At 67.6% G+C, this 24,954-nt stretch carries 24 protein-coding genes; 14 read left to right on the plus strand and 10 right to left on the minus strand.

Going from position 1 to position 24,954, the window contains the following annotated elements; translation table 11 throughout:
* The first annotated feature begins 153 nt into the window (after window positions 1–153).
* Complete coding sequence (locus tag APZ21_RS00535) at window positions 154–1,014, plus strand: 3-hydroxyacyl-CoA dehydrogenase (protein WP_054811209.1); 861 nt, start codon at window positions 154–156, stop codon at window positions 1,012–1,014.
* Window positions 1,015–1,068: 54 nt separating this feature from the next.
* Here the strand turns inward: APZ21_RS00535 and APZ21_RS00540 are convergent, their stop codons facing one another.
* Both APZ21_RS00540 and APZ21_RS00545 read right to left on the minus strand, forming a co-directional pair.
* The gene (locus tag APZ21_RS00540) at window positions 1,069–1,503 is read right to left on the minus strand and encodes a DUF7144 family membrane protein (protein ID WP_054811210.1); all 435 of its coding nucleotides are present in this window, start codon (window positions 1,501–1,503) and stop codon (window positions 1,069–1,071) included.
* A 127-nt stretch (window positions 1,504–1,630) separates the two neighbouring features.
* Window positions 1,631–2,002 (minus strand): hypothetical protein, encoded by a 372-nt coding sequence (locus tag APZ21_RS00545; protein ID WP_054811211.1) that lies wholly within the window; start codon window positions 2,000–2,002, stop codon window positions 1,631–1,633.
* 669 nt (window positions 2,003–2,671) lie between these two features.
* On the opposite strand from APZ21_RS00545, the gene APZ21_RS00550 reads away from it, so the two are divergent.
* Window positions 2,672–6,058 (plus strand): ATP-binding protein, encoded by a 3,387-nt coding sequence (locus tag APZ21_RS00550; protein WP_162240287.1) that lies wholly within the window; start codon window positions 2,672–2,674, stop codon window positions 6,056–6,058.
* Window positions 6,059–6,068: 10 nt separating this feature from the next.
* On the opposite strand, the gene APZ21_RS00555 is transcribed toward APZ21_RS00550, so the two are convergent.
* The 3 genes from APZ21_RS00555 to APZ21_RS00565 form a co-directional block, all read right to left on the minus strand.
* The gene (locus APZ21_RS00555; RefSeq protein WP_162240285.1) at window positions 6,069–6,221 is read right to left on the minus strand and encodes a hypothetical protein; all 153 of its coding nucleotides are present in this window, start codon (window positions 6,219–6,221) and stop codon (window positions 6,069–6,071) included.
* Window positions 6,222–6,330: 109 nt separating this feature from the next.
* On the minus strand, window positions 6,331–6,888 hold the full coding sequence (locus APZ21_RS00560; protein WP_054811214.1) for a hypothetical protein: 558 nt from the start codon (window positions 6,886–6,888) through the stop codon (window positions 6,331–6,333).
* 132 nt (window positions 6,889–7,020) lie between these two features.
* Window positions 7,021–7,434, minus strand: coding sequence for a MerR family transcriptional regulator (locus tag APZ21_RS00565; RefSeq protein WP_054811215.1), 414 nt, complete (start codon window positions 7,432–7,434; stop codon window positions 7,021–7,023).
* Between the two features lie 384 nt (window positions 7,435–7,818).
* Here APZ21_RS00565 and APZ21_RS00570 point away from each other — a divergent pair, with 384 nt between their 5' ends.
* From APZ21_RS00570 to APZ21_RS32565, 4 genes are all read left to right on the plus strand, one after another.
* On the plus strand, window positions 7,819–8,262 hold the full coding sequence (locus APZ21_RS00570; protein ID WP_156370519.1) for an Rv3235 family protein: 444 nt from the start codon (window positions 7,819–7,821) through the stop codon (window positions 8,260–8,262).
* An 84-nt stretch (window positions 8,263–8,346) separates the two neighbouring features.
* Window positions 8,347–9,492, plus strand: a complete 1,146-nt coding sequence (locus APZ21_RS00575; protein WP_054811217.1) for an LLM class flavin-dependent oxidoreductase — start codon at window positions 8,347–8,349, stop codon at window positions 9,490–9,492.
* Window positions 9,493–10,188: 696 nt separating this feature from the next.
* A complete protein-coding gene (locus tag APZ21_RS00580; RefSeq protein ID WP_054811218.1) occupies window positions 10,189–10,716 on the plus strand; it encodes a hypothetical protein in 528 nt (175 codons plus the stop codon).
* A gap of 30 nt (window positions 10,717–10,746) precedes the next feature.
* Window positions 10,747–11,730, plus strand: coding sequence for a hypothetical protein (locus tag APZ21_RS32565; RefSeq protein WP_082392708.1), 984 nt, complete (start codon window positions 10,747–10,749; stop codon window positions 11,728–11,730).
* Here the strand turns inward: APZ21_RS32565 and APZ21_RS00590 are convergent.
* Window positions 11,636–12,760: a TetR/AcrR family transcriptional regulator gene (locus APZ21_RS00590; RefSeq protein ID WP_082392716.1), complete on the minus strand. Its 1,125-nt coding sequence runs from the start codon at window positions 12,758–12,760 to the stop codon at window positions 11,636–11,638. The genes APZ21_RS32565 and APZ21_RS00590 overlap by 95 nt on opposite strands.
* A gap of 491 nt (window positions 12,761–13,251) precedes the next feature.
* On the opposite strand from APZ21_RS00590, the gene APZ21_RS00600 reads away from it, so the two are divergent.
* Both APZ21_RS00600 and APZ21_RS00605 read left to right on the plus strand, forming a co-directional pair.
* Complete coding sequence (locus APZ21_RS00600) at window positions 13,252–14,625, plus strand: cytochrome P450 (protein WP_054811222.1); 1,374 nt, start codon at window positions 13,252–13,254, stop codon at window positions 14,623–14,625.
* Window positions 14,626–14,637: 12 nt separating this feature from the next.
* Window positions 14,638–15,540 carry a UbiA family prenyltransferase gene (locus APZ21_RS00605; RefSeq protein WP_054811223.1) on the plus strand — a complete coding sequence of 301 codons (903 nt, stop codon included), beginning with the start codon at window positions 14,638–14,640 and terminating at the stop codon, window positions 15,538–15,540.
* A 67-nt stretch (window positions 15,541–15,607) separates the two neighbouring features.
* Here APZ21_RS00605 and APZ21_RS00610 read toward each other — a convergent pair whose 3' ends face one another.
* Window positions 15,608–16,246, minus strand: coding sequence for a TetR/AcrR family transcriptional regulator (locus APZ21_RS00610; protein ID WP_054811224.1), 639 nt, complete (start codon window positions 16,244–16,246; stop codon window positions 15,608–15,610).
* A 110-nt stretch (window positions 16,247–16,356) separates the two neighbouring features.
* Between APZ21_RS00610 and APZ21_RS00615 the strand changes: the two genes are divergently transcribed.
* From APZ21_RS00615 to APZ21_RS00625, 3 genes are all read left to right on the plus strand, one after another.
* Window positions 16,357–17,529 carry an aromatic ring-hydroxylating oxygenase subunit alpha gene (locus APZ21_RS00615; RefSeq protein WP_054811225.1) on the plus strand — a complete coding sequence of 391 codons (1,173 nt, stop codon included), beginning with the start codon at window positions 16,357–16,359 and terminating at the stop codon, window positions 17,527–17,529.
* 47 nt (window positions 17,530–17,576) lie between these two features.
* Entirely contained in the window at window positions 17,577–18,065 is a 489-nt protein-coding gene (locus tag APZ21_RS00620; protein WP_054811226.1) for a nitroreductase family deazaflavin-dependent oxidoreductase, read from the plus strand.
* Between the two features lie 182 nt (window positions 18,066–18,247).
* Window positions 18,248–19,732, plus strand: a complete 1,485-nt coding sequence (locus tag APZ21_RS00625; RefSeq protein WP_082392709.1) for a metallophosphoesterase family protein — start codon at window positions 18,248–18,250, stop codon at window positions 19,730–19,732.
* Window positions 19,733–19,739: 7 nt separating this feature from the next.
* Here the strand turns inward: APZ21_RS00625 and APZ21_RS00630 are convergent, their stop codons facing one another.
* A complete protein-coding gene (locus tag APZ21_RS00630) occupies window positions 19,740–20,765 on the minus strand; it encodes an alpha/beta hydrolase (RefSeq protein WP_239476425.1) in 1,026 nt (341 codons plus the stop codon).
* A 263-nt stretch (window positions 20,766–21,028) separates the two neighbouring features.
* On the opposite strand from APZ21_RS00630, the gene APZ21_RS00635 reads away from it, so the two are divergent.
* Window positions 21,029–22,069 (plus strand): hypothetical protein, encoded by a 1,041-nt coding sequence (locus tag APZ21_RS00635; RefSeq protein WP_054811252.1) that lies wholly within the window; start codon window positions 21,029–21,031, stop codon window positions 22,067–22,069.
* A 10-nt stretch (window positions 22,070–22,079) separates the two neighbouring features.
* Here the strand turns inward: APZ21_RS00635 and APZ21_RS00640 are convergent, their stop codons facing one another.
* A complete protein-coding gene (locus APZ21_RS00640; protein ID WP_239476426.1) occupies window positions 22,080–22,898 on the minus strand; it encodes an SAM-dependent methyltransferase in 819 nt (272 codons plus the stop codon).
* Between the two features lie 246 nt (window positions 22,899–23,144).
* Between APZ21_RS00640 and APZ21_RS00645 the strand changes: the two genes are divergently transcribed.
* Window positions 23,145–23,567 (plus strand): hypothetical protein, encoded by a 423-nt coding sequence (locus APZ21_RS00645; RefSeq protein ID WP_054811228.1) that lies wholly within the window; start codon window positions 23,145–23,147, stop codon window positions 23,565–23,567.
* A gap of 22 nt (window positions 23,568–23,589) precedes the next feature.
* Here APZ21_RS00645 and APZ21_RS00650 read toward each other — a convergent pair whose 3' ends face one another.
* On the minus strand, window positions 23,590–24,348 hold the full coding sequence (locus APZ21_RS00650) for an SDR family oxidoreductase (protein WP_239476427.1): 759 nt from the start codon (window positions 24,346–24,348) through the stop codon (window positions 23,590–23,592).
* A gap of 90 nt (window positions 24,349–24,438) precedes the next feature.
* Here APZ21_RS00650 and APZ21_RS00655 point away from each other — a divergent pair, with 90 nt between their 5' ends.
* A complete protein-coding gene (locus tag APZ21_RS00655; protein ID WP_239476428.1) occupies window positions 24,439–24,780 on the plus strand; it encodes a winged helix-turn-helix transcriptional regulator in 342 nt (113 codons plus the stop codon).
* Window positions 24,781–24,954 lie beyond the last annotated feature (174 nt).

Raw genomic sequence — 24,954 nt, forward strand, 5'->3', positions numbered from 1 at the left:
ATGTTCGGTGACATCGTCCGGCCCCGCCGGGGGTCTCCGCGCCGCCACGACCCCGTACGCGGGGGCGAGCGCGCCGCGCACACGACCTCCCGCGGCGATCTGTGAATCGCCGCCGACGACGCGGGATTCCCGCACGGAAAGGAACCACGACCCATGAGTATCGACATCCGCAAGGTGGCCGTCCTCGGCACCGGTGTCCTCGGCTCCCAGATCGCCTTCCAGACCGCCTTCAGCGGATTCGAGGTCACCGCCTACGACATCAGCGATGACGCGCTGACCGCGGCCCGCGACCGGTTCGCGAAACTCGCGCGGACCTATCGCGCGGAGGTACCGGGCGCCGCGGACGGCAAGGCCGACGCGGTGCGCGACGGCATCGTGCTCACCGCCGACCTGAACGCGGCCGTGGGCGATGCCGACCTGGTCATCGAGGCGGTGCCGGAGGTGCTGTCGATCAAGCAGGACACCTACCGCAAGCTGGCCGAGGCCGCGCCGCCGCGCACGATATTCGCGACCAATTCCTCGACCCTGCTGCCCAGCGCGATCGCCGAGTCCACCGGTCGCCCGGATAGATTCCTCGCACTGCATTTCGCGAATCAGGTGTGGAAGTCCAATACCGCCGAGGTCATGGGCACCGAGGAGACCGATCCGAAGGTGTACGCGGCGGTGGTCGACTTCGCCTCGGCCATCGGCATGGTGCCCATCGAACTGCACAAGGAGAAGGCCGGATACGTCCTCAATTCGCTGCTGGTGCCGTTCCTGAATTCCGCGATGGCGCTGAGCGCGGGCGGATACGCCGAGCCCGAGGCCGTCGACAAGACCTGGCGGATCGCGACCGGCGCGCCGATGGGCCCGTTCCAGATCCTCGACGTCATCGGCCTGACCACGCCGTACAACATTCTCGTGCACGGTGGCGAGGACGCGGAGAAGCTCGCGGCCTGGCTCAAGACCGAGTACATCGACAAGGGCAAACTCGGCATCGCCACCGGCGAGGGCTTCTATCGCTATTCCGCCTGAGCTCCGCGCGCGGACGAAGCGGGCGGCGGATCTGGGATTGCGCCGCCCGCTTCGCTATCCGATGGCGCGATCGGGTCGCCAGGTCGCGATCGCCCAGATGACGATGACGTTCATGGCGATGACCAGGATCGACCAGGCCGGATAGTAGGGCAGCGACAGGAAGTTCATCACGATCGACAGCGCCGCGAGACAGATCGCGGCGTAGCGCCCCCACAGGGTGCCGGTCAGCAGTCCGACGGAGCACAGTGCAAGCACGAGTCCGAGGACTATGTGGATCCAGCCCCACGAGGTTGTGTCGAATCGGTAGGTGTATTCGATTCCGACGAGGTACATCCCGTCGTCGAACAGGGCCGACAGACCTTCGAAGAACGACAGCACGGCCGCGGTGAGCAGCAGTATCGCGGAGGCGAGGGAGGTGCCCTCGGCGATGCGTCGCCGCAGTACGCCCTTCACCTTCGGGGTGGGCGCGTCGTCCGGTGCGTGTGCCATGTTCGCCCCTTCCTGTCGCGGTCGACGGATCGGCGAGCGCCGATCCCGCCGGATCAGTGTCGAACAGTGCGCTTTCGCCGCGATTCCGAACGATTTCCGTCGGCGTCGGCGTCGGCGCGGTCGGCGGTCACGTGTGGGCTAGGCGAACGAACGGTGCGTAGTCGCGGACGTGACCGTCGAGCCACTCCCACACCGAGGTGCTGTCCACCGCGACCCCACGTTGCAGGCACAGTCGCCAGCCCGCGCTGGTCTTGTGCCATATGTCGCCGTCACGATCGCGGTAGATCCCGGTGTGCGCGGGCTCGCCCACATCGCCGTCGATCGCGACGGCATTCGAAATCCGTTCTCCGTGAGTGGATTCGACCAGCGGAGCGCATGCGAGCAGGCGGTCGGTCAGTGCGACGGTCTGCTCGGCCAGCCCGAGCAGACCGGCCAGGATCGTGGCACGATCCGAGGTGGCGGGCGCGGCGACGGTATGCGAGGCGGATGAATCCGTCATGGGTACTCCTGTTGTCGAAGAAATGCGATGCGAGCGATTATTTGCGACCGTTCTTTCGCATCGCTTCCGCGCCGGTTCCATCCGACTTCCACGGTGATTCGATATCGTTTCGTGATTCCCTCGGGCGGTCGTGGCGTCCGCGTGCCTGAATACAGTATCGGCATTCCGGTGTGTATCGGAGGTGAATGCGTGAACCGGCACAACAGAACCGCACGTCGCGGCGTTGCGCCCGAGGGGCTTTCGGCCGTTGCCGTGGCAGAACGGCGAGCCGGGGTGGACGGTGGGAGTTTTGCCGAGAGTGTCCGGGTATCACCGGATGTCACGACGCGATGTCGTACTACCGATCCGTTTCGCCGTGTGGGTGCGGCCGGGCGGGTTCGGGAGCGGTTGCCCGATCGGTGGAAATCGCCGCGGCGCCGTGTGGAAAACGCGATGTGTCAAGTAGTGGCCGGCGCATAGCCGAAGCCGGCGAAGCGGCAGGTACGGGCCTTGCGAGGATTTGTCGGGATTCGGATCCGAATCGCAGATGTTGTTGTGTAGCAACGTGGTTGCCGACACATCTAGATGAGGAGCATTTGTCAATTCGGTAGTCCGGCGGTAATTTAACGGAGATCATGCAGACTAAACGGTAGTTTTTCAATGATCGGGCAGCTGGAGAGGCGTCGTGCCATGACGGAGCTACAGGTTCGAGTGTTCGGCCCGCTACGAGTCTCACTGGATGGACACGCGGCCCACATCGGCGCGGGACGGCAGCAGGCGGTACTCGGAAGACTGGTCCTCGCCGGTGGAAAGTCGATAGCGGTCGACCGGCTGGCCGAGGATGTGTGGGAGGGCGCGCCGCCCGCGCAGGCATCCTCGGTCCTCCAGGTGCAAATTCACAATCTAAGGCGGGTATTGGAACCCAAGCGAAGACCGAGGACGCCGGCGCGCATATTGGTCTCGGAAGCGGGCGGATACGCGCTTCGGCTGGATGCGGCGAGTGTGGACGCATGGCGCTTCGAGCAGTTGCTGCGTGAGTACGAACAAAAGGTGCACAGCGCTTCCGAACGCCCCGACGCGGGTGAGCGGTACCGGATGCTGGACGCCGCGCTGGAATGCTGGCGCGGCAACGCCTTCGAATCCTTCGCGGGCGCGTCATGGGCCACCGCGGAGGTGGCGAGGTTGACGGATTTGCGGATTACCGCGACCGAGATGCGGGCCGAAGTCGCATTGGAACTGGGCCGGATCGGGGAAGTGGTCGCGGTATTGCGCCGGCAGGTCGAGGAATATCCGGGGCGGGAAGAGAGCGCCCGATTGCTGGCATTGGCCCAACACCGACTCGGACAACAGATCGAGGCGTTGGCGACCGTGCGACGCGCCCGCGAGTATCTGCGGTCGGAATTCGGGATCGATCCCGGGCAGCGCCTGTGCGAACTGGAATCGGCGATTCTGAACCAGTCGCTGGAGGAGGACCGGATCGCGGTCGCGGCGCCGAATGAGCCGGTACGAATCAGAAATCCGCAGGTCGAATCCGGTGTGCGGTCGGGAAGGACCACCGTCGCGACCGCGCCCACCTTCTATCCCGCCCAGCGTCGCGCCATTCGCGCCACCGCCGCCGAGGTCTGCGCGGGTGGCCTGCGGGTGATCTGGCTGGTCGGGGAATCGGGCACCGGCAAGACTGCGCTCGTCTCCGGCGTGATGGAAGGCCTGGCGGCCGACGGGTGGACCACCGCGGCAGGATGCTGCCCCGAGGTGGACGGCGCACCGCCCGCCTGGGTCTGGACCGAGATCCTCGCCGGACTCGGTGATACGCACGATCTTTCGGCCGCACGGCATTCCGGGCAGGCGCGTCCGGCCCCGGTCGATCCGTTCACGATCGTGCAGGCCGTCACCGTGCGCTGTCGCGAACTCGCCGCGGTCGCACCGATCGCCATCGTGCTCGAGGACGCGCACCGGGCCGATTCGGCCACCCTCCAGGTGCTGCGTCAGATGGCGACCTGGCTGTACCGCGAGCCGGTGCTCATCGTACTGACGGTGCGCGGCTCGGAGCTGACACCCGCCCTGCGCGCCACCGAGGCCGCGCTGGTGGAGCACGCCACCGCGCGGGTGCAGCTGTCGGGACTCGATGCGGACGGCACCCGCGAGGTCGCCGGGCAGGTCGGACTCGCCGACCTCGACGAGGAGACGCTGCACACACTGCACCGGCGGACCGGCGGCAATCCGCTGTTCATCCGGGAACTGTCGAAACTGCTGCTCGCGGGCGGTGACCTGCGGGGGCTGCCGGAGAGTATCCGCGCGGTGCTGATCGAACGAATCGAGCGGCTGCCCACCGGAGTGCTGACGGTGCTGCAACATATCGCCGTGTGGGGCAAGGCGATCGACCTGGACACCCTCGCCGAACTGTCGGGGGTCGCCGAGGAGGAACTGGTCGATCTCATCGACACCGCCGCGGCCGCGGATCTGCTCGTATTCGACGCGCGCGGGCGGATCGTGCCGGATCACCCGTTGGTCCAAGACGCCGTCTACGACAGCATCGCACCGCTGCGCCGCAGCCGAATGCATTGGAACGCACTGGAGTTCATGCGGCGCCGGGCCTCGGGAGACAGCGCGGACCTGTGCGAGGTGACCGCGCTGGCCCACCACGCGGCCCGCGGGGCCACCCGCACCACCGCCGCGTACGCCCTGGCCCGGGTCGCCGCCGCGGCACGCACCTGCGACAACCTCGGCATGCGCGGCGATGCCACCCGCTGGTGGCGCACCGCGGTGGGTCTGCACGAGCTCGCCGACCACACCGTGAGCTCCGCGCCGCGGGCCGATCGCGAGGCGCTGCTCGACACGCTGTGCGCCTTCGTCGACTCCCTGGCGCACGACGGCTGCGTCCGCTCGGCCCGCGCGGTGCGCGAACGCGCGCTGGAGGTCGCCGAGTCGCTGTCGGACCCGCACCTGGTGACGCGAGCGCTGACCTGTTGGCGCGCACCGGTACTGCGCGGCATTCGCGACTGGTCCCTGCGTGGCGACCGCGTATACGACGCGCTGGAAGCGGCGGTCGCGGAGGAGCACCCGCCGCGCGAACAGGCATGGCTACTGGTGACCCTCGTCTTCGAGAGCGAGGTCGGCGCCGACGCGGCCCGGATGCACCGCCATGCCCGCCGCGCACTCGAGCTGGCGGGTCCGACCGGTGACCGCGATCTGCTCTGCGCCGCGCTCAACGCCGTCGCCTTCACCCTGTCGGGGGCGGCCTCGACAGAGTGGCGTCCGGCGGCCGACGAGCTCATGCGGGCGGCGCGGGGGGCCCGGGCACTGGACTACCAATCCCTGGCGCACTTCCTGCGCTTCCGTGCCGCCTGTCAGGACGTGGACCTCGCCGCGGCCGGCCGTTACGCCGTGCGGGCGCTGGAATGCGCCATCGCCGCCGAATTCCGCCAGCCGCTGGACCACCTGCTGGCCTTCCCCGCGGTGGTCGCGGTGCTGCGCGGCGACCTGACGGCCGCCGAACACCGGTATCAGCACTTCGTCACCCGTATGATCCGCCCCGGCATCGCCAACGAGGAGGCCGTCCGTATGACCGGCGCGCTCACCCTGGCCTGGGCGCGCGGTGATCTCTCGGCGCTGGTGAACCGTTGCGCGCGATGGTACGTCCGGGAACCGGAGCTGGTCGCCCAGATCTATGTCGTCGCCCTCGTGCACGCCGGCCAGACCGCAAGGGCGCGCGCGATCTTCCATGAACACCCGTCCTCGCCCGCCGGGTTCTACCGGCAGGTGATGACCGCGTTCCGCGGTTACGCGGCGCTCGCGCTGGGAGAGGTAGGCGCGGCGCGGGACGTGTACGCCGCGCTGGCCCCGTATTCGGGCACGCTCATCGGATTCGACAGCGGCGCGGCCACATTCGGTCCAATGGACGCGCTGCTCGGCGATCTGGCCGAACTCGTCGGCGACCTCGACGCGGCCGCGGTCAACCGCACCCGGGCCTCGATCCTGCTCGACAGCCTGCGCACCTCGCTGAATTCGCTGACGCCGGTGCTGGATTCCATCGAGGACCTGTGCTCGGTTCCCGCCGTCGACGGCGCGAACAGGTGACCCGCCCGCCTCACTCCTCCGGTAGCGGTATCAGTTCCAAATGCTCCGCGGGCGTATAGGCGCCGAGTCCGCTCACCGGGCTGACGCCGCCGCGATGGGCGGCCAGCCATTGGCCGCACACGCAACGCAGATACCGCACCGAGCCGTGGGACGACACACGCATCGGTGATGGCCAAGAGCAGGTCGGGCACGGTGCGGACATACCTGTCAGCCTGGGAAAACTCGGCCGCTATTGCAACGACCGGCTCGGCGTGGCGGCCGGTCGGATTCCTTCATCGGCAGTAGTGGCAGACCCCGCTGGAGGGCAGCTGGATGAAGCACTCGCCGCAGACACGTGCTCGGACCTGCGGTTCCGCCTCGATCTCCGGCTCGGTTTCGATCATCGTGCGCACCGCGCCCGCCGCCGGTTCCGACGTCTTCGCGGTCGCCGCCCGCCTGCGCGCCGCCACCTTCGGGGTCAGCGGCGGAATACCGATATCCGCGGGCATACCCGCGCCGAAATGCTGGTAGCACTGCCAGCGTGCGTACGCGGCGTGCAGTTCCAGATCATCGGGAACGGGCAGTCCGGCCAATTCCAGGACATAGCGGTAGGTGTCGCCGACGGTCTGGTTCTGGCGCACGCACAATGCCGTCAGCGGCGGCTCGCCCGCGTTGTGGCAGCGCCTGGCGACCTTGCGCAGGATGGCGTCCATCCACATCCTGGTCGGGGTGTCGGTGGTCACCCCCGAGGTCTGCTGCACGCGTTCGGCGAGTTCGTTGACGGTGATGAAATGTCCATAGGCGGTGGCGGTTTCGGCCAGCTCCGCGTGTGCGGCCAAGGCCCATGCCACCGTGGCTTCCCGGAACGGAACCGCCGCCCCGTCGACCGCTCGTCGTGCTCCTGCCTTCGTCGGTACGGAATCCTTCGTCACCACACGCAATAAGGTATCGTGCCGTCCCCGCGGCCCGCGCACGGGGTGCACTCACGCGGTGCGGGGGAACGGCCGCGCCGCGAGTTCACAGCGCGGCGGCCGCGATGCGTCGGTGAGGACGGCCGGTTCACCGAGCCGGGTGCGTATCCAGTCCCGCACGTCCGCCAATCGCGCCATCCTGGCATCGATTTCGGCCAACTTGCGGCGATAGACCTCCGAGGAGGCGGGACAGGAATCGCCCGTCGGATGACCCGCGCGCAGACAGTCGACGAACGGGCGGATGTCCTCGAGATCGAAGCCGCAGTCCTGTAGGGCCTTGATCTGGCGCAGGACCACCACATCGGCCTCGTCGTACACGCGATAGCCGCTGTCGTCGCGGTGCGCGCCGAGCAGTCCGCGCGATTCGTAGTACCGCAGCGTGCGCGTGGTCGTCGCCGCGCGCCGGGCCAGTTCTCCGATCCGCATGTAGATCCTTTCCGCCGTTCGCGATGCTAGACATTGACCCCGACGTCAAGGCAAGCCGGAATATTCCGGCCTCGGCGCGCCGTCGTCGGACCGTCCGATTCCGTCGGATCGACCGCAGAATGTGATGCCCGCCATATTTCGGGCCCGACTCCGGTGCGCCGCCGAAGGATAGGTGTCGACGCCGCGGTGTGTGCGAGACCGGGTATCCGCACGGTGATCTTCGGGTAGTGCGCTACGCGTGCGCCGCGCCCGCACCGCGGCACAATCTCTCGATAGCGTGTGGAACCGCGACGACTTCGGAAATCAAGGGGGCAGGCGTTGGTGGATCGGATCGCACGTGATCGGGCGCTGTCGTCGGCCCCGGCCTCGGAACCCGGATTGCGGATGTGTCGGACAGACGTGCGCGCGCAGACGGCGTCGCGCGGTCGCGCGCCGACGCGCCGGATCCGGTGCGGCGGGGGCGGATCGGCGGCGCGCGTCGAACCGGTCGTGGACGGTGGCGTCCTCGGTTCGGCCCGGGAATTCGCCGAACGGGCGCTGCGGGTCGTGCTGGAGGTGCTCGATCACCGCCGTCCGGCGGCGCAGCTGGCGGCCTTCACCGATCCGCGCGTGGTCGCGGCGGTGCGCACGGTGGTGACCTCGGGCGCGGCGCCGGGGCAGCAGTTGGGCACGGCGACCCTCGGTCGGGTGACCGTCGTCCCGGTGGACGGGCGCACGGTGGAGATCTGCGCCGGATACGACCGTGGCGCACGGCATTTCGCCCTGGCCGGGCGGATCGTGCGGGTCGAGTCGGGCGGCTGGCGGCTGGCCGCGCTGCGGGTGCGATGAACGCCGGGAATACCCGCCGGGAGTGTGCTGTTAGTTTGGTTGCCATATCAACAAAGCGTTGGATGTCGACCCGAGGAGGGCCACGTGCAGTTCGGAATCTTCACCGTCGGTGACGTCACCACCGACCCGGTCACCGGCCGGACGCCGAGCGAGGCCGAGCGGATCAAGGCCATGATCGCCATCGGCGAGAAGGCCGAGGAGGTCGGTCTCGACGTCTTCGCCACCGGTGAGCACCACAACCCGCCGTTCGTCCCGTCCTCGCCGACCACCATGCTCGGCTATCTGGCGGCCCGCACCGAACGACTGATCCTGTCCACCGCGACCACCCTGATCACCACGAGCGACCCGGTGAAGATCGCCGAGGACTTCGCCATGCTGCAACATCTGTCCGGCGGCAGAACCGATCTCATGCTCGGCCGGGGCAACACCGGCCCGGTGTACCCGTGGTTCGGCAAGGACATCCGTGACGGACTCGCGCTGGCCGGGGAGAACTACCACCTGCTGCGCAGGCTGTGGCGGGAACCGCGGGTGGACTGGGAGGGCCGGTTCCGCACTCCCTTGCAGGGCTACGCCTCCACGCCCGCCCCGCTGGAGAACACGCCGCCGTTCGTCTGGCACGGCTCGATCCGCTCGCCGGAGATCGCCGAGCAGGCCGCCTACTACGGCGACGGCTTCTTCCACAACAACATCTTCTGGAACAAGGAGCACACCGAGCAGATGGTGCGGCTGTACCGGCAGCGCTTCGAGCACTTCGGGCACGGCGCGGCCGACCAGGCCATCGTCGGACTCGGCGGACAGGTCTTCATGGCCGAGACCGAAGCCGAGGCCAAGAGGTTCTTCCGCCCGTACTTCGACAACGCGCCCGTCTACGGCCACGGACCCTCGCTGGAGGAATTCACCGAACTGACCCCGCTCACGGTCGGCACACCCGAACAGGTCATCGAACGGACCCTCGGATTCGCCGACTACGCCGGTGACTACCAACGCCAACTGTTCCTGATGGACCACGCGGGCCTGCCACTGGATGTGGTGCTCGAGCAGATCGACATCCTCGGCCGCGAGGTGGTCCCGGTATTGCGCCGGGAGTTCGAGACCCGCCGCCCGGCCCATGTGCCCAGCGATCCGCCCACCCACCCCACCCTGGTCGCCGCAGGACCGGACGCCCCGCACCACCTGGTCGAACCGGCACGAGAACGCGCTGCCGCCGAAACGAATCGAGTCGAGGCATGAGCCGCAAGCTAGTCGTGATCACCGCGGGTGTATGGCAGCCTCGGTCCACCCGGCTGCTCGCTGCCGCGTGGGGGTCGAGGGGAGGGCCTCGGAGGTCCAGGTGATCGAATTGCGCAAACCGGCCGTCGAACTGGGCCACCACCCTCACCGTGGGCGGGTTGCCGACGCCCGCGGTGGCGGCGGATTCTCTGTGGCCCGCATCGATCAGCAGTCGTGCGGCGCGTAGTCACCTTGAAGTACCGCCGCATGAGCCTTGCCCCACAACGAGTTGAGCCGCCCCAATCGGTGCCGTCCTGCAACAGTCGGCTTTCCCCAATCGTCCACATCAGGCCAGGACCCATGCCGCCACGTGGAGAGCGAGCAGGGAGGCGCTGGGGATGGGCATGTCGGACGAACAGGGATCTCGCGACCCACACACCGTGATCAGGCGTGACGCACCCTTGTGACGCGGACGGGTCGAGCTTGGTCAACGCATCCCGCTGCCGGTCTCATCCCAGGCACCACGACCGACCCGCACCGGCCATGCGTCCCGCCGCGAACCGATCGCAAGGGTGATGCCAGGCCCTTACCTCCGGTATCAGCGCGGTAACCGCGGTGTCCCTCGGTGAGTCCCGCGCTCACGATCCATTCGCCGGGGGCCGCGGCGCCTACCCTGTGAATCGCACACCTCACCGGCCGATACGAAGAGGAACGCGCATGGCGGGCAGCGACGAACAGTTGGACCTCGGTTTTGCCGTCGAGCAGACCGAGTGGGGCAAGTGGGTCGACCCCGAACGACGCGCCGCCCAGGTGTGGAAGTTCATGAAACACGCAGGACTACAAGAGATTCCAGCCGAGCCGTGGGCCTTGGACGCGCCGGAGGTCAAGCGGCTCAACCCGATCGTGGCCGAACTGTTCCCCGACATGGCTACCGCGATGGCACCCGAGAACGCCGATATGGCAGACGCATTCATCTGCTTCATGGGTGAATGCTTCGTCAAATACGCGGGCGCGGAATGGATCGATGAAGAATACTTCGGCCGCGAATACTCCTTCTACGATCACGTCAACCCCGCGTTGCTGTTCGACAACCACGACGAAGACGTAGAAACAGCATACGGATTGATGCAAAGCATCATCACCCGCTCATCTGGCCATGACGGAATGTTTTCCAAATTGGTCGCCATCTTGCGAGAATACCGAGAATATTACGAAGAGAAACGTCGAGAGGATGCCTCGATGTAAGGGTAGCTTTCCGTAGCTCGAGGGGGGTTCGTGCGCGACGAGTACGACAAAGACCGCCACAACATCGACAACAACACGCGCGGAAGGGTATTCGAGAACGGTGCGTACAAGTTCTTTCGCGACGGCGAGAACGGCTACAACCGCCAATCTCGCAAATTCGTTGCCGTCGGTCAGCGCATCAGGTTCGACAAGATAAAGGACGACCGAGGGCGCATCTATACCATCGAAGAGAAGTCAGGAAGAATCGAGGGGCAGAAAGACGAAAAACAACTGACAGTCGTTCGCGCACTTCTCGAAAACGGCGAGGTCGAACAGCACACTCTACGATCTGTCGAAAACGAGGAAATTTCTGATGAGACCCGCAAACTCATCGATGCGTTGAAACGTGACTTCCCGGACAGGTTCGTCCACCAGGTGATATCGCGGACCGACGCCCACGAGATCTGGGTACGCGGATTCCAGCTCGAGGAAGGCGAACAACTCGAGATCCCCGAAGTCGGCCGAACTGCCCGACTACAGCGCGCCCAGCAACGAGCCCAAGGCACCGCGAAAGCCCGACCAGAGCGCACCCAAGCCCCCGAACGGCCCCACACGGCCCGGGATGCTCAAATCCCGCTGGCGCTCGAGCATGGCACCGAAAAGGCTCAGCTTGAACAGATGTCCGCCACCCTGGGTCGGAGCAAGGATCTGGCCGCGACGCAGCAGGCCCTCCACGAGGCCATCGCCGCCGAGGTCCGCGAACTCGCCGAAGCCCAGCGACAGGGCCGTACCGTCGACGCCGAGCGGCTACGCGAAACCCACGCCCGCTTGACAGCCGGTCTGGCCGAGATCCGCGACCGAGAGCGGCAGAACACTCGCGACATGCTCGCCGCGGCAGGTCACACCGCCCGGCAGATCGAGCAGATGACGCCCATACGTCCTATCGGTCGGCCCGCGACGCAACCTCGGCCCGTTCCGCGAGTACCCGGCCCGCGCCCGTTCCGACGGCACGCGCCGTCGGCGTGCCGTCGGTGAGCAGCAGCGCGTATTCGGTGTCATTGTGCACCGGCGTGGCGCCGCAGGCCGCCGCGAGTACGCCGTCCTCGTCCACCACGACCTCGACGCGCGGCAGTGCGGCGGGCGGGAAGGCGTGGCGCAGCGAACGGCTCAGGTCGGCCAGCGCCAGCCGCGCCAGCGGGATCAGCTCACCGGAACTGTCGTCGGTGACCAGGACGACGGTCAGCGCGGACGCGCGCGGCCAGACGGCAAGCACATGTTCCACGGTCGCGATCCGGTGCATGCCGAGCACCACGATCATGCGGTCGTCGTCGAATCGGGCGGCGGCCCGCCGCACCATATCCGTGCACTCCGGGGGCGAGAAATGCGGGTGGAAGCGCTCCGGCCGCGGCGGCGGCGCAGCCACGCGGCCGGGCTCGCGGGGTCCGGGATCGAGGGCGGCGACCTGTTCGCACAGGGCGACCACCCGACCGGGATCGACGAAATCGGCCGCGGCGAAGGAGAGTTGGGTGGCCCCGTAGAGAATGGTCAGCACCGATTCGGCATTGCCGATACTGCGCGCCCGCGTCGTCGCGCCGTCCTCCGCGAGGCCTTCGACGGCCAGTCCGAGCAATATGGCGTCGAGTTTGACCAGTTGCGAGAAGGCTCGGCGCAACCGCGGCGTGGTCTGGATCTGCGGGATCAGGTCGATGCTGATCACGGGGGAACTCAGCTGTGCGTCGTCGTAGTCGTAGTCGTAGTCGGCGGAACGGGGCAGCTGTTCGGCCCAGGTGGCGGCGAAGACTCCGAGCGCGGCGGCCGGGGTGCGGCCGGGTTCGCGCGGGGGCGGCGGCGGTGCGAGTTCGGCGCCGCGGGCGAGCACCTCCAGGTACAGCGCGCGTTTGCCGGGGAAGTTCGAGTAGACCGCGCCCCGGGTCAGCTCGGCGCGTTCGGCGATGGCGTCCACGGTGGCGCCGCGGAATCCGCGCTGCACGAACTCGGCTTCGGCCGCGTCCAGGACTTTCCTCCGGGTCACCTCTTGCTGTTGCGCTCTGCTGAGCCGTCCCATCCGTTCCTTCGCAATCTGCGGACGTCCGCGTCCTGTATCCGACGGTTGTGCTTGCACGGTAGCTGTCATCGAGCCGGGACACCGCGATCGGCGCCGCGCGGCGATCGCCGCACGGATGCTCGCGATCATCTCGGGATGCGCTACCCATTCGGATGTTGTTATCATCTCGATTGGGATTCCGGCGCGGTGTCCCATAGCCCGGACCGTGCGGTTGAGAGTGGCGAATCGATAGCTGATCGAGGGCACGCGGATGACAGGCAAGACAGGAACCAGGCTGAGCTCGGCAATCGCCGAGCGCCGCATCGACCTGCGCGCCCGGCATCGGCCGTTCCCGATCCGGTCCGCAACCGGGGTGCCGCGTCGCGCCGGAATTCACGGGGTTGTCCGGTGTGGCGCGGCAGCCCACGGTATGCGGAGTTCGCTCGAAACCTACGACGGTTCCGGGCGCGCCCCGATGGCGCCGCGGTAGCGGCGGCGGGAGGCGGCACGGCATGTCGGAGTTGGATGCCATCCCATTCGCGCCCGGACGCAGGCCGTTCGTCGGTCACGCGCCCGCATTCCTCGACGATCCGATCGGATTCGTCTCCTCGCTGCCCGCGTACGGCAAACTGTGCCGAATCCAGTTGGGGCCCACCGCCATCGTCGTGGTCGGCGATCGAGAACTGATTCGCGGCGTCCTGCTCGACGACCGGACCTACGACAAGGGCGGCCCGTTCTACGAACGTTCGCGCGATGTCGCGGGCAACGGCCTCGGCAGCTGCCCGCACCATCAGCACCGCAGGCAGCGGCGGCTGTGTCAGCCCGCGTTCCGCGAGGACCGCGTCCGCGGTTACGCCGAGACCATGTCGCGTTCGGTGCAGCGCGCACTGGCGGGGTGGACCGACGGCGCGGTCGTCGACCTGAGCGCGGCGATGGTCGAGTTCGGCGTCGATGCCGCGGTGCGGACGATGTTCTCGGCCTCGCTGTCCGAACACGCCATCGGATCGGCCTCCGACGATCTCGGCGTGATCGCCGAGGGCCTGTTCCGGCGCACCGTGCTGCCCGCGGCCGTGAACCGTCTGCCCACACCGGGCAATCGGCGCTTCTTCGCGGCACGGCGGCGCATTCGCGGGCTCGCCGCGGACATGATCGCCGAACGCCGCCGCTCCAGCGTCGATCGCGGTGATCTGCTGTCGGCGCTGCTGGCCGCCCGCGATGTCGGCGCGTCCGCCGCTTCGGCCTGCGACGCCGAACTCTCCGATCGCGAACTCGTCGATCAGGTCTTCACCTTCTTCCTCGCGGGCGCCGAGACCACGGCGGGCGCGCTGACCTGGTCGTTGTATTTGCTTGGCCGACATCCCGATATCGCCGCGGCGGTGCACGCCGAGGTCGATACGGTGCTGGCCGGCCGCGCCGCGCGCGCCGCCGATCTGGTCGATCTGCCGCTGGTGAACCGGGTGCTCACCGAGACATTGCGGCTGTATCCGCCCGGCTGGCTGCTCACCCGTGTGGTCTCCGCCGACACCACGCTCGGCGGAGTCGCCATCCCCGCGGGCACCACCATCGCGGTCAGTCCGCACACCGTGCACCGCGATCCCTCCATCTACCTGCGTCCACACGATTTCGTGCCCGACCGGTGGCTCGCCGTCACCCCCGACCGCACCGGCTATCTGCCTTTCGGCGCGGGTGCGCGCCGCTGTATCGGCGACCGATTCGCCCTGGTCGAGGCGGGTATCGCCCTGGCCACCATCGCCTCGCGCTGGCAGCTGACCGCCACGGAAGCCGGCCCGCTCACGATCACGTTGCGTGAGCTGCCCGCCCCGCGCGCCCTGCCCATGCGACTGACCGCGAGGACCGCGCTCGACCGCGAGACCCCGCGTACGTAGCGGAGTTCTCGAATGGCCATCGACCTGAATATGCCCGCCGCTCCGCCCCGCGCGCTCACCGTCGCGGCGCGGGAACTGCGTATCTGCTGGTGGTTCACCCGCGCGGATCTCACCGCGACGGTGCTGCCCGCCTCGGTGTTCGCGCTGGCGGCGGCCGCCTCGGCCGGGCTGTCGGCCGAGGCGGCGGTCGGTGTGCTGCTGCGTTGCGTGCCCTACTTCTGGCTGTACATCTACACATTCGACCTGTCCAACCAGCTCACCGGCATCGACGAGGACCGGATCAACAAGCCGGGGCGCCCGCTGGTCAGTGGTCTGGTCTCGGTCGCCGAGGCCAGGCGCAGGCTGGTGGTCACCACGGTGGCCTTCCTCGCGCTGGGCGCGGTGCTGCGCGTGCCGGAGTGGACGGTGCTGTGGGTCGCGGCCTGGGTCTTCCACAATCATCTCGGCGGCGCGCGGTTGTGGTGGGGGAAGAATCTCGCCATGGTGGCGGGCGTCGTCGCCCAGCTCGCCGCCACCTGGCAGATGATCACCGAGCCGACCGAGCGGACCTGGGTCTGGATTCTCGCCATCGCGGTGCCGCTGGCCGGACTGGTCTCGGTGCAGGATCTGCGTGATCGCGACGGCGATATCGCCGCCGGTCGGCGGACGCTGGTCGTGGTGCTCGGCGAGACCCGCGCCCGCGTCGTGCTCGCGGTGGCCTTCGCCTGCTATCCGATCCCGCTCTACGCGCTGCTGTATGGCGATGCGCCGACAGCCGCGCGCGTGCTCGGCGCGGTGGGCGCGCTCGGGTTGGCGGTGATCGCGATCCGGGTGCTCCGGCGCCGTTCACCGCGGGCCGATCACCTGACCTATGTGCTCTACACCCTCTGGTACTGCCTGACCCTGGTTTCCGCGATCCCGGCCTTCGCGAGGTAGCCGGTCGATCGTTGCTGAAAGACGCGCTGCGCGACCGTATTCCGATCAGATCGGTCGCGTTCGCGAATCACTCGCCGGTTCGTGGAGGGGACGAACCGGCGAGTGGAGGGGGACAGGCGCGCTGTCGAATCGCGGGGGCGACCCAGGTTTCCAGATAGGCGCGCAGTGCCGCGCCGTCGCGGGGCGGGCGTCCCGGGTCGACGACGAAGGACTGGACGATGCGCAGCATGTGTTCGACCAGTCCGTCGAGGTCGTCTATGCCCGCGGCGCGCCAGTCCACGGCGAAGCGCCTCAGGATGGATCGTCCGAAGGCCAGTGCGGTGTCGGAGGTGACGCCCGCCGATGAAGGTCCTGCCCGCCCCGGGCGCAGGATCACTCCGAGATAGGTGTCCTGCGGGAGCCGTTCCAGCGTGTAGGCGATGCCCTCGACCACCGCGTGCGCGGGATCGGTGACCGGCGCCAGATGTTCGGCGAGTACGTCGAGGAAGCGCTGTGCCTCGCCGATGGCGGTGGCGGTGAGCAGCGCTTCGGCGTTGGGGAAGTAGCGGTAGACGGTTTGGCGGGTGACGCCGAGGTCGCGCGCGATCTCGGCCATCGTGAAATCCGCGCCGGTGCGCTCGATCGCGGTGCGGGCGGCGGCCACGATCCGCGCGACGGCCTCGGCGTCGTCGGCAGGCGCCGCACCCGACCATCCGTGCGTGCGCATCGCCGGTCCTCCTTCGCATCGCTGGTCGTTCGACACTACCGTTCCGCGATTCCCGGAAATTGACCATACAAATTGATCCATGTGTATGGTCACCGGTGAGAGGAGTCGATATGACCATCCAGCACCCCGGCGACACCCACGGATTGACCGACGAACTCACCCGTCGCGCTCTGCGCCTCGTCCTCGACCACACCACCGACATGGCGGACACCACCTTGCGGGTGCCGCTGCACTACTACCGCGACCCCAAGATCACCGAGATCGAGGAATCGCAGATCCTGCGCCGCACACCGCTGGCCATCGTGCCCAGCGCGCAGATCCCCGCGCCGAATGACTACGTGGTGCGCACCGTCCTCGGTGACTCCCTGCTGGTCACCCGCGACCGCGACGGTCGCGCGCACGTGCTGCTCAACTACTGCCGCCACCGCGGCGCGAAGCCCGCCTGCGGTTCGGGCAACGCCACCCGCTTCACCTGCCCCTATCACGCCTGGACCTACCGCAATACCGGCGAACTCGTCGGCGTACCCGGCAAGGAGGGCTTCGAGGGCATGGCCCGCGGCGACTACGGCTTGGTCGAACTGCCCACCCAGGAGCGGCACGGATTCGTCTGGGCGGTGCTGTCGGCCGACGGGGAGATCGATGTCGACGATCATCTCGGGGCGATGGGACAGGAACTGGCGCAGCTGGACTACGCCTCCTACGGCTATCACGACGACCGCGAATTCGAATCCGAGGTCAGCTGGAAGGGCGCGCTGGAGGCGTTCGCGGAGGGCTACCACTTCCCGTTCGTGCACGGGGAGAGCGTGATCGGCCAGAACACCGTCGCCAACACCTCGGTGCACGATGGCTTCGGCCGTCATCACCGCATGGGATTCCCGTTCACCTGGATCACCGGACTCGAGGCCGATCCGACCGGCACCTGGGATCCGATGATGAACATGGGCGTCATCTACTGGATCTATCCCAATCTCATCCTCGCCAACAGCCCGGTCGGCGTCGAAGTCCTGGACATGCTGCCCGCCGGGTCGCCCACCCGCTGCACCGTCCGCCACAGTTGGATGGCGCGGATTCCCGCCGCCGACGAGGCGCAACGCGCGGTGTACGACGGCATATACGCCCAGGTACACGCCGCGGTCCGGGACGAGGATTTCGCCATGCTGCCACAGTGCGGTGAGGGGGTGCGTCACGGGCAGCACGACCATATGATCATCGGCCGGAACGAGATCGGCGTACAGCACATGGTCAAGGTCTTCGCCGCCGAACTCGGCGTCGCGCTGGCCTGATATACCCTTCGACCACGACCAGCTACCGGATCAGCGAGGATTCGCCCATGCCAGCAACACCGCCCCCGCGACCACGGCAACTCGACTCGCCCCTTGTTCCGAAGATCATCAAATACGCGGGCCGGGTGCAGGTGTGGATCTTCCGCCGAACGGGCGGCCGCATAGGCGGCCGTTGGCGCATCGGGGCCGGATTCCGCAAACCGGTCGCGACCCTGCTGCTCGAGCACAAGGGTCGCAAATCCGGGCGGATATTCACGGTGCCGTTGCTCTACCTCGAAGACGGCGCCGATATCGTGGTCGTCGCCTCCCAGGGCGGACTGCCCAACCATCCGCAGTGGTACCACAACCTGCGTGCCGATCCTGATATCCACATCCAGATCGGCTCGCGTCGCCGCCCGGTGCGCGCGGAGCTCGCCGACGCGACCGAGCGCGCCCGTCTGTGGCCGCGTCTGGTCGAGCTCTACGCCGATTTCGACACCTACCAGTCCTGGACGGAGCGCGAGATCCCGGTGTTCATCCTCCGCCCGCGCGGCTGAACGGGGAGAACCACGGCGCCGGTGGAATGGTCTGTGAACTGCGGATGACGTCGAGACAGGCGCATTCAGGAAACCGGCGGTCAACCGACCGGCGCAGCTAAACCGCTGTTCACGGGACGGCATGGTTGCCCGGTTACCGTCGATCCGTCGATGCATCGGCGAGACCGACGTCAGGGGTTGCGATGGGCCTCCACGAGCCTTCCCGCCGGACCGTACTCACCGCATTCGCCGCCGCGGCCGCGCTACCCGCGGGTGGCTTCGCCCTCTTCGCGCCGCCGTCACTGTCGATGGTGGCGCGGGATCTGGAAGTGGTCACCGTCACCGATCAGTCGGTGGCACTGACCTGGACCACCGCCGCGGTGGACCGTTTCGGGCGCTGGCGTCCGGTCCCAGCCGAGACCGAACTCGCACTCGGACCGGCCGATTCGCACAAGCCGCTGCCGGTGGTGCATTTCGATCCGACACCGACCGCATTCCATTACGTCGAGGTCGCCGGACTCGAGCCCGGCAGGCGCTACTCGGTGGAGGCCCGCTCGCGCGGTATGCGCGCGGTCGCCGGGTCCGGTTCGGCGACGCGCTGGTGGGCCGAGGAGGACCGGCACGAATTCCGAACTCTCACACCGCCGCCGGGACGGCTGTTACGCACGATCGCGCTGGCCAACGACCTGCACTTCGGCGAGGAGGTCAGCGGGCAGATCGCGCCGATGCTGCCAACCGGCGTGCGTCAGGAGCCCGGGATGGCTCCCTATCCGGCGGTCATGCTGGACGCGCTGCTGACCGATGTGCGCGCCCCCGACCGCGATGTCGACCACCTCGTGCTCGCGGGTGACCTCACCAGTGACGGCACGACCGCCGAAGCACGCAATCTGCGGCACTGGCTGAACAATTGGGGACAGATCGGCCGAGACCTACTGGTGTGCCGGGGAAATCACGATCGTCCTCGAGTGGGCGCGTTCTGGCAGTCGGGGCTGCGGCTGCCCGGCGGCGAACACCACGACTGCTGGGGTCCGCACTTCCTGCCCCGGCAGCGGCTGTTCGACTACGACCTCGACGGCTTACGTGTGATCGGACTCGACACCACCGACCTCGACGGTGCGGGCGGCCGTATCGACGAGGAACAGATGTCGCGGCTGCGCAGTCTGCTGCGCAACGAACCCGACCAGCCGACACTGGTTTTCGGCCACCACCCGGTCACCCGGGAGTCGGGGTTGAGCAATCTCGGCGGTCCCGGCTTCGTCCTGAACCGCCGCGATGCCGGCTCCCTGCACCGGCTCTACGAACAGGCGCCCGGGGTGTTCCTGCATCACAGCGGACACACCCATCGCAATCGTCGCACCAGACCCGACATCCCCGTCCCCGTGGAATTCCTCGAGGTGGCCTCGATCAAGGAGTATCCGGCCGGATACGCGATGCTGCGGCTCTACGAGGGTGGATACATGGTCACCTTCCAGACCACCCGCACCGAGATCGCCCGACGCTGGAGCACCCGCACCGGCGGTCAATTATTCGGCCTGCAAAGGCGATACAGCATCGGTTCGCTCGCCGACCGCAATCACGTGGTGCTGCGCGACCTGTCCGGCATCGAACCCGTCGTCCACACGCGCAAGGCGGTCGAGGCGACCCACCGCTACGGTCACCGCGGCACGCTCGCCACCGCCCGGCGCTGAGCCGAGGTCACCGCGCGACGACGGTGCGCATCCAGTCGATGACGGCGTCCTGGTAGTCGACGGTATTGCGCGCAAGATTGACCGAGTGACCGCTGCCCGGCAGCACGAACGTACGCAATCGGGCCGCGGGACCGAAGAATTGGGCCTCCGCCTCGTGCAGTGCGGCGCTGTCGCGGCAAACCGCGTACCCCGGGCCGCAGGACAGCCGGTCCACGCTGCCGTTGACGAGCAGCACCGGCGCCGCGATCAGCGAGGACATCCCCGGCAGGGTCGAGGTGAGACCGTCGGGGTATTCGGTGAGCGAGAAGGTCTCCTTGGTCGACTCGTCGCGCGCGAGCACCTGCGGATCGACATTGCCGTCGCCGTAGAAGTTGTGCGCGCGGGTGCCGGGGCGGGTCACCAGATAGCCGGAATCCAGTCCGCGCGAGGCGAATACCGGATCGTCGGCGGCCGGATAGTAGGTGCTGATCACCCCGAGCACCTCGGGAATGTTCAGCGCGTGCGAATAGCCGGTGAGCAGCACGCCGTCGACGTCGCGGTAGGCGGTGGCCTCCATGACCGAGGTGCCCGAACTCAGCGAGTGGCCCGCGGTGACCACCTTGGCGAACGGCGCGGTGTCGCCGTCACCGCGGCGCAGGCTCTGCACGATGCCGTGCAGGGCTTCGGCGGTGGCGGTCGCGGTCAACGACACGCTGGGCGGTTTGCTGCTCGCGCCGTTGCCGAGCCGATCGGCCACCAGGGTCGCGTAACCGGCCGCGTTCATCGCCCGCCGGAAGTTGTAGGTCTGCGGGGCGTAGGGGAAGTCCCAGTAGGTGTGGTTGTAGTTGGAGCCCGCCATGAGCACCATGACGGTGTCGGTGGGGCCGTCCGGGAGGCAGAGGGTGGCCGCCAACGCGCCCTGCGGCACCGGGAAACTCAGCTCGCGGCACCGATCCGGCGCGGGGGCGGGATCGGCGTCGGCGGCGCCGGGGACGACGAGACACAGCAGCGTCGCCGCAGCGGCTGCAACCAGGGTTCGGACCGAGGTTCGCACGCGAGGAACTCCCTAGGGTGGCGGCGATGAACACCGACCTGGCAGTCGGCTGACGGTGAGGCAGGCTATAGCGCATTCCCGGCGACACGCAAGACAGCGACGCTCCGGCGAATCCCGCTGGAGTCACGTCGGTTTCACAGCTATCGCGGGGCAAGGGATTGTGCGATGCTCCCGGAGAGGGCCGGTCGCTGTGTGCGAACAGCCGCCGACCTGTGCCTGGTGATACGGAAGTTTCTGGAAGGTTGCGATCTACGATGCACGATATGGGCACTCGGGCAGTGCATTTCGTCGGCAGTTACCCGGCGGAGAGCACCGAGGAGGCGATGTTGGCGTTGCTCGACGGCGCGGGTTCGCGTCTGCTCACCCTCCCGACCGGGGAAACGTGCCGCTACGAGTACTACGTCCAGCCGATCATCGCGGGTTTGGTCGCGCAGAGGGCGTTGGAGGTCAAGCGGGCCGGATCGTTGAATTCGAGCCGGGAGCGCACCATCCATCGCGTGCCACGCGGCGCCGAATTGACCGGCGATATGATGGAACTCGGCTATCTCGGCGAAGCGCGGGAGGCGCTGCCGATCTACCGTCGGCTGCGCGACGAGCGCGAGCTACCCGGCCTACCCTTGCAGATCGGGATGCCGACCGATTTCACCTTGGCATTCGTCGCGATGGGCGTCGACGGAGTCCGTTCGCACCGCATTGCCTTTCGGGATGCGACGGTGCGCGATATCGCCGCGATCCGCGAGTTCGCCGGCGAGGAGGTGGTCATCCAATTGGAGGCCACCGCCGAGATGGTGCTGATGGCGAAATCCCAACCGCTGCACCGAAGATTGGAGGCGGTGCTCGGCATCGGCAAGGGCATCGCGGCACTGGCCGCCGCCGCACCCGCGGGCACCCGATTCGGTGTGCACCTGTGCGTCGGCAGCATGAACAACAGGTCCCGCGCGACCATGCGCGACGCGCGGCCGCTGGTCGACCTCGCCGATTCCATCGCGCGCCACTGGCCATCGGATCGGCCGTTGGAATACGTGCACGGTCCACTCGCGGCGGGGAATATCCCGCCCGCCGTGGACAGGCGGTTCTACGCGCCGCTGGCCGAACTCGACCTGCCACCCGACACTCGCTTCGTCGCGGGCTTCATCCACGAAAGCCCTTCCCAGGAGGAACAATCCGCGACATTGCGCATGATCGAAGCGGCGCTCGGCAGGCGAGTCGACGGCATCGCCAGCGCGTGCGGCCTCGGCCGCCGTCCGCGATCGGTCGCCGACGCCATGGTGGCCCGCGCCGCGGCGCTGGCCGATGTGAGCTGACGCCCCGGGTTCAGCGTTTGCGGCCGATACCGCCCAGCAGCACGAGATTGGTGCTGGGCAGATCGTCGTCGAGCCAGTCCTGCACCGCGACGACGCCCGGTTCGAGCACCTCGAAACCGTCCAGCAGCCGCGCCACTTCCTCCCGCGTGCGGTAGCGCGGCTGCGAGGAACTGCCGACGGTGGTGCCGGAGGACCGGGCGATGAAATCGCTTTGCGTGTCGATGGTGGCGTGGGTGAAGGCCAGGAAGCTGCCGGGCGCGAGTTCGTCGCGCAAGCGCGCCACGATGCCGACCGGGTCCTCGTCGTCCATCACGTAGTGCAGGACGCCGACGATCAGGATGGCGACCGGTTGGTCGAAATCGATGAGCTGTTCGCTCCGCAGCCGTTCGATGATGACATCCGGTCGGCGGATATCGCCCAGCATCGAGGTGACACCCGGCGAACTGGCCAGCAGCGCGTTGGCGTGCACGTGGACGACCGGGTCGTAATCGACGGCGACGACCCGTGCGGTCGGCTCGATCTCCTGGGCCACCTCGTGCACATTCGGCGAGATCGGAATGCCCGCACCGATGTCGATGAACTGCCGCACGCCCGCGCGCGCGGCTATTTCCACGGCTTGGAGCAGAAACCGGCGGCTGAACCAGGCCGTGGTCCTGGTATCCGGTGCGACCGCGAGCATCTGGTGCGCGAGTAGCTGGTCGACCTCGTAGTTGTCCTTGCCGCCCAGCAAGTAGTTGTAGACGCGCGCCGCGTTCGGCCTGTTGGGATCGGCGCCCTTCGGCAGGCGCTCGGCCTCCGCCACGGCGTTGTCCTCCATATCCCCGCTCAATGTCGTAACCTACTGTCCTCGTATCGGAATCGGCCGTCGACCGATCGCGTAATCGGTCGAAATCCGTTGGCCGATCGATGCTTCTGTCTTTCGATACCTTCGGCGACATGCCGAAGACACCGGAAGATCAGAGTACCGGCCACCGTGCCCGACTCGACTCCCATAGATCGCGGTGGAGGCCGTGGAGTAGTCTCTTCGACCGCGCGGGGTGGGAATTCAGGAATTCGGCGGTGCGTCATAGCCGGGTTGGTCGTCGTCGCGGCCTCGAGCGGCTGCGCCCGCACCGTATACGGAACACCGGTCGCCGCGAGCGAGACCAGTGCCGCGTCGGTGCCGCCGAAACTCCGAGAGATCACCGGCGAATGGGTCGGCACCTACACCTGTGCACAGGGCGAAACCGGACTCACCCTCATCGTAGAGCCGAGCGGCCGTACCGAATTCAGATTCTACGCCCTGCCCGCCAATGTCGCCGCGAGATCCGGCAGTTTCGAGATGCGCGCGTCGGTCGACGGCCCGCAGCCGGAGTTCCACCAGGTCCGCTGGCTCAACCGCCCCGGCGACTACCTGATGGTCGACCTCCGCGCCACCGACAAGACCCCCGACACCATGCGCGGCGTCGTATTCGGCAACGGATGCACCACATTCAAGGTCAACCGCAACCAAAGCTGACCTTACGACGCGAGGTCGGCGTTCAGGTCGACGAGGCGAGGTAGTCGGACCCTCCGACGTAGAAGGTGTGGCCGTGGGGGACCGGTGCGTCGATCGCGCGGACGATCGCCTCGGCGAATACGTCGATCGTGGGCAGGGGGCCGCTGGTCCTACGGGTCGCGACGGCGTCGGCGTCGCGGCGTTCGAGGAGTCGGACGATGATCGTACCGTCGATCATGTCGCCGGAGACCACGACGAATCCGATCTCGTGGTCGAGGAATTCGGGTATGAGGGCGCGCAGTGCGTCCTCGCCCGCGCGCTTGCTGATCGCGATCGGTTCGTATCCGTGCGGCAACGGCCTGCCTCGGTGGTGGAAGTGGGCTTGGTGGCTGGTGACGAAGACGACCTGGCCCCCGGCGGGCATCAGCGGTAGCGCGAGTGTGGCGAGGCGGACCTGCGCGTCGCGATTGAGTTGCAGAGCGTAGCCTGGTTCGGCGCTACGTTCGAGTCCGCCGGAGGCGTTGAGCACGAGTGCGTCCAGGTGGCCGAACTGGTCGGCGACTGTGCCGAGCATCGCAGTGACCTGTGCGAGGTCGGAGAGGTCCGCGCTGATGGCCGAGGCGCTGCCGCCCGCGGCGGTAATCGCGTCCACCACCGCAAGTGCGCGCTTGGCCTTCTCCCGATAGTTGATCACGACGTGGGTGTCGGGTGCGGCGAGTCGTTGTGCCGTGGTGGCGCCGATTCCCCGGGAAGCGCCGGTGATCAGCACGATTCTTCTGTGGTTCGCGTTAGTTGGGTTCACCTGGGTCTCCTCGTCCGCCCGGCCACGCTTCTGAATCAGAAGCACCTATGGTACTTCGAAATGAGAAGCGCGAGCGATCGGTGAGGTGAAGTGGAGCGATCGGATGATTCGGCTCATGCCGCGATCCTGACGGCGATCGATCTGCTGGGACAACGGTGGATGCTGCGGGTCGTGTGGGAACTCGAACCGGGACCGTTGGGGTTTCTGGAATTGCGTCGCAGGATGGGCAACTGTTCGTCGAGCATGTTGTCCAATCGATTGCAGCAGTTGCAGGTAGCGGGACTCGTGGACAAGCACGGCCCGAAGGGGGCCTATGAACTCACCGGCGCCGGTGTCGGCCTCAGTGAGGCATTGCAGCCGCTGTGGGACTGGTCCGAGTCCTGGGCGTCGGGGAGTTCGAGGGGCGTGTGGTTCCGGGGAGGCTCGAACTAGCCAGCTGAGGCTAACCTCGGCCAATCACGCCAATTCACGGTGGCGGCTCCCTGAAATGGCGAGAGGTGCTCTGAGCTGCGATAATTCGATTTGCTTAGGACCGAATATTGCAGTTTGAGGAGCACCTAATACTCCAGCCGTAGTTCGTGATGCCGCCGCTTTGCGGCGGCATCA

Source organism: Nocardia arizonensis (assembly GCF_001310275.1).
Classification (GTDB): Bacteria; Actinomycetota; Actinomycetes; order Mycobacteriales; family Mycobacteriaceae; genus Nocardia; species Nocardia arizonensis.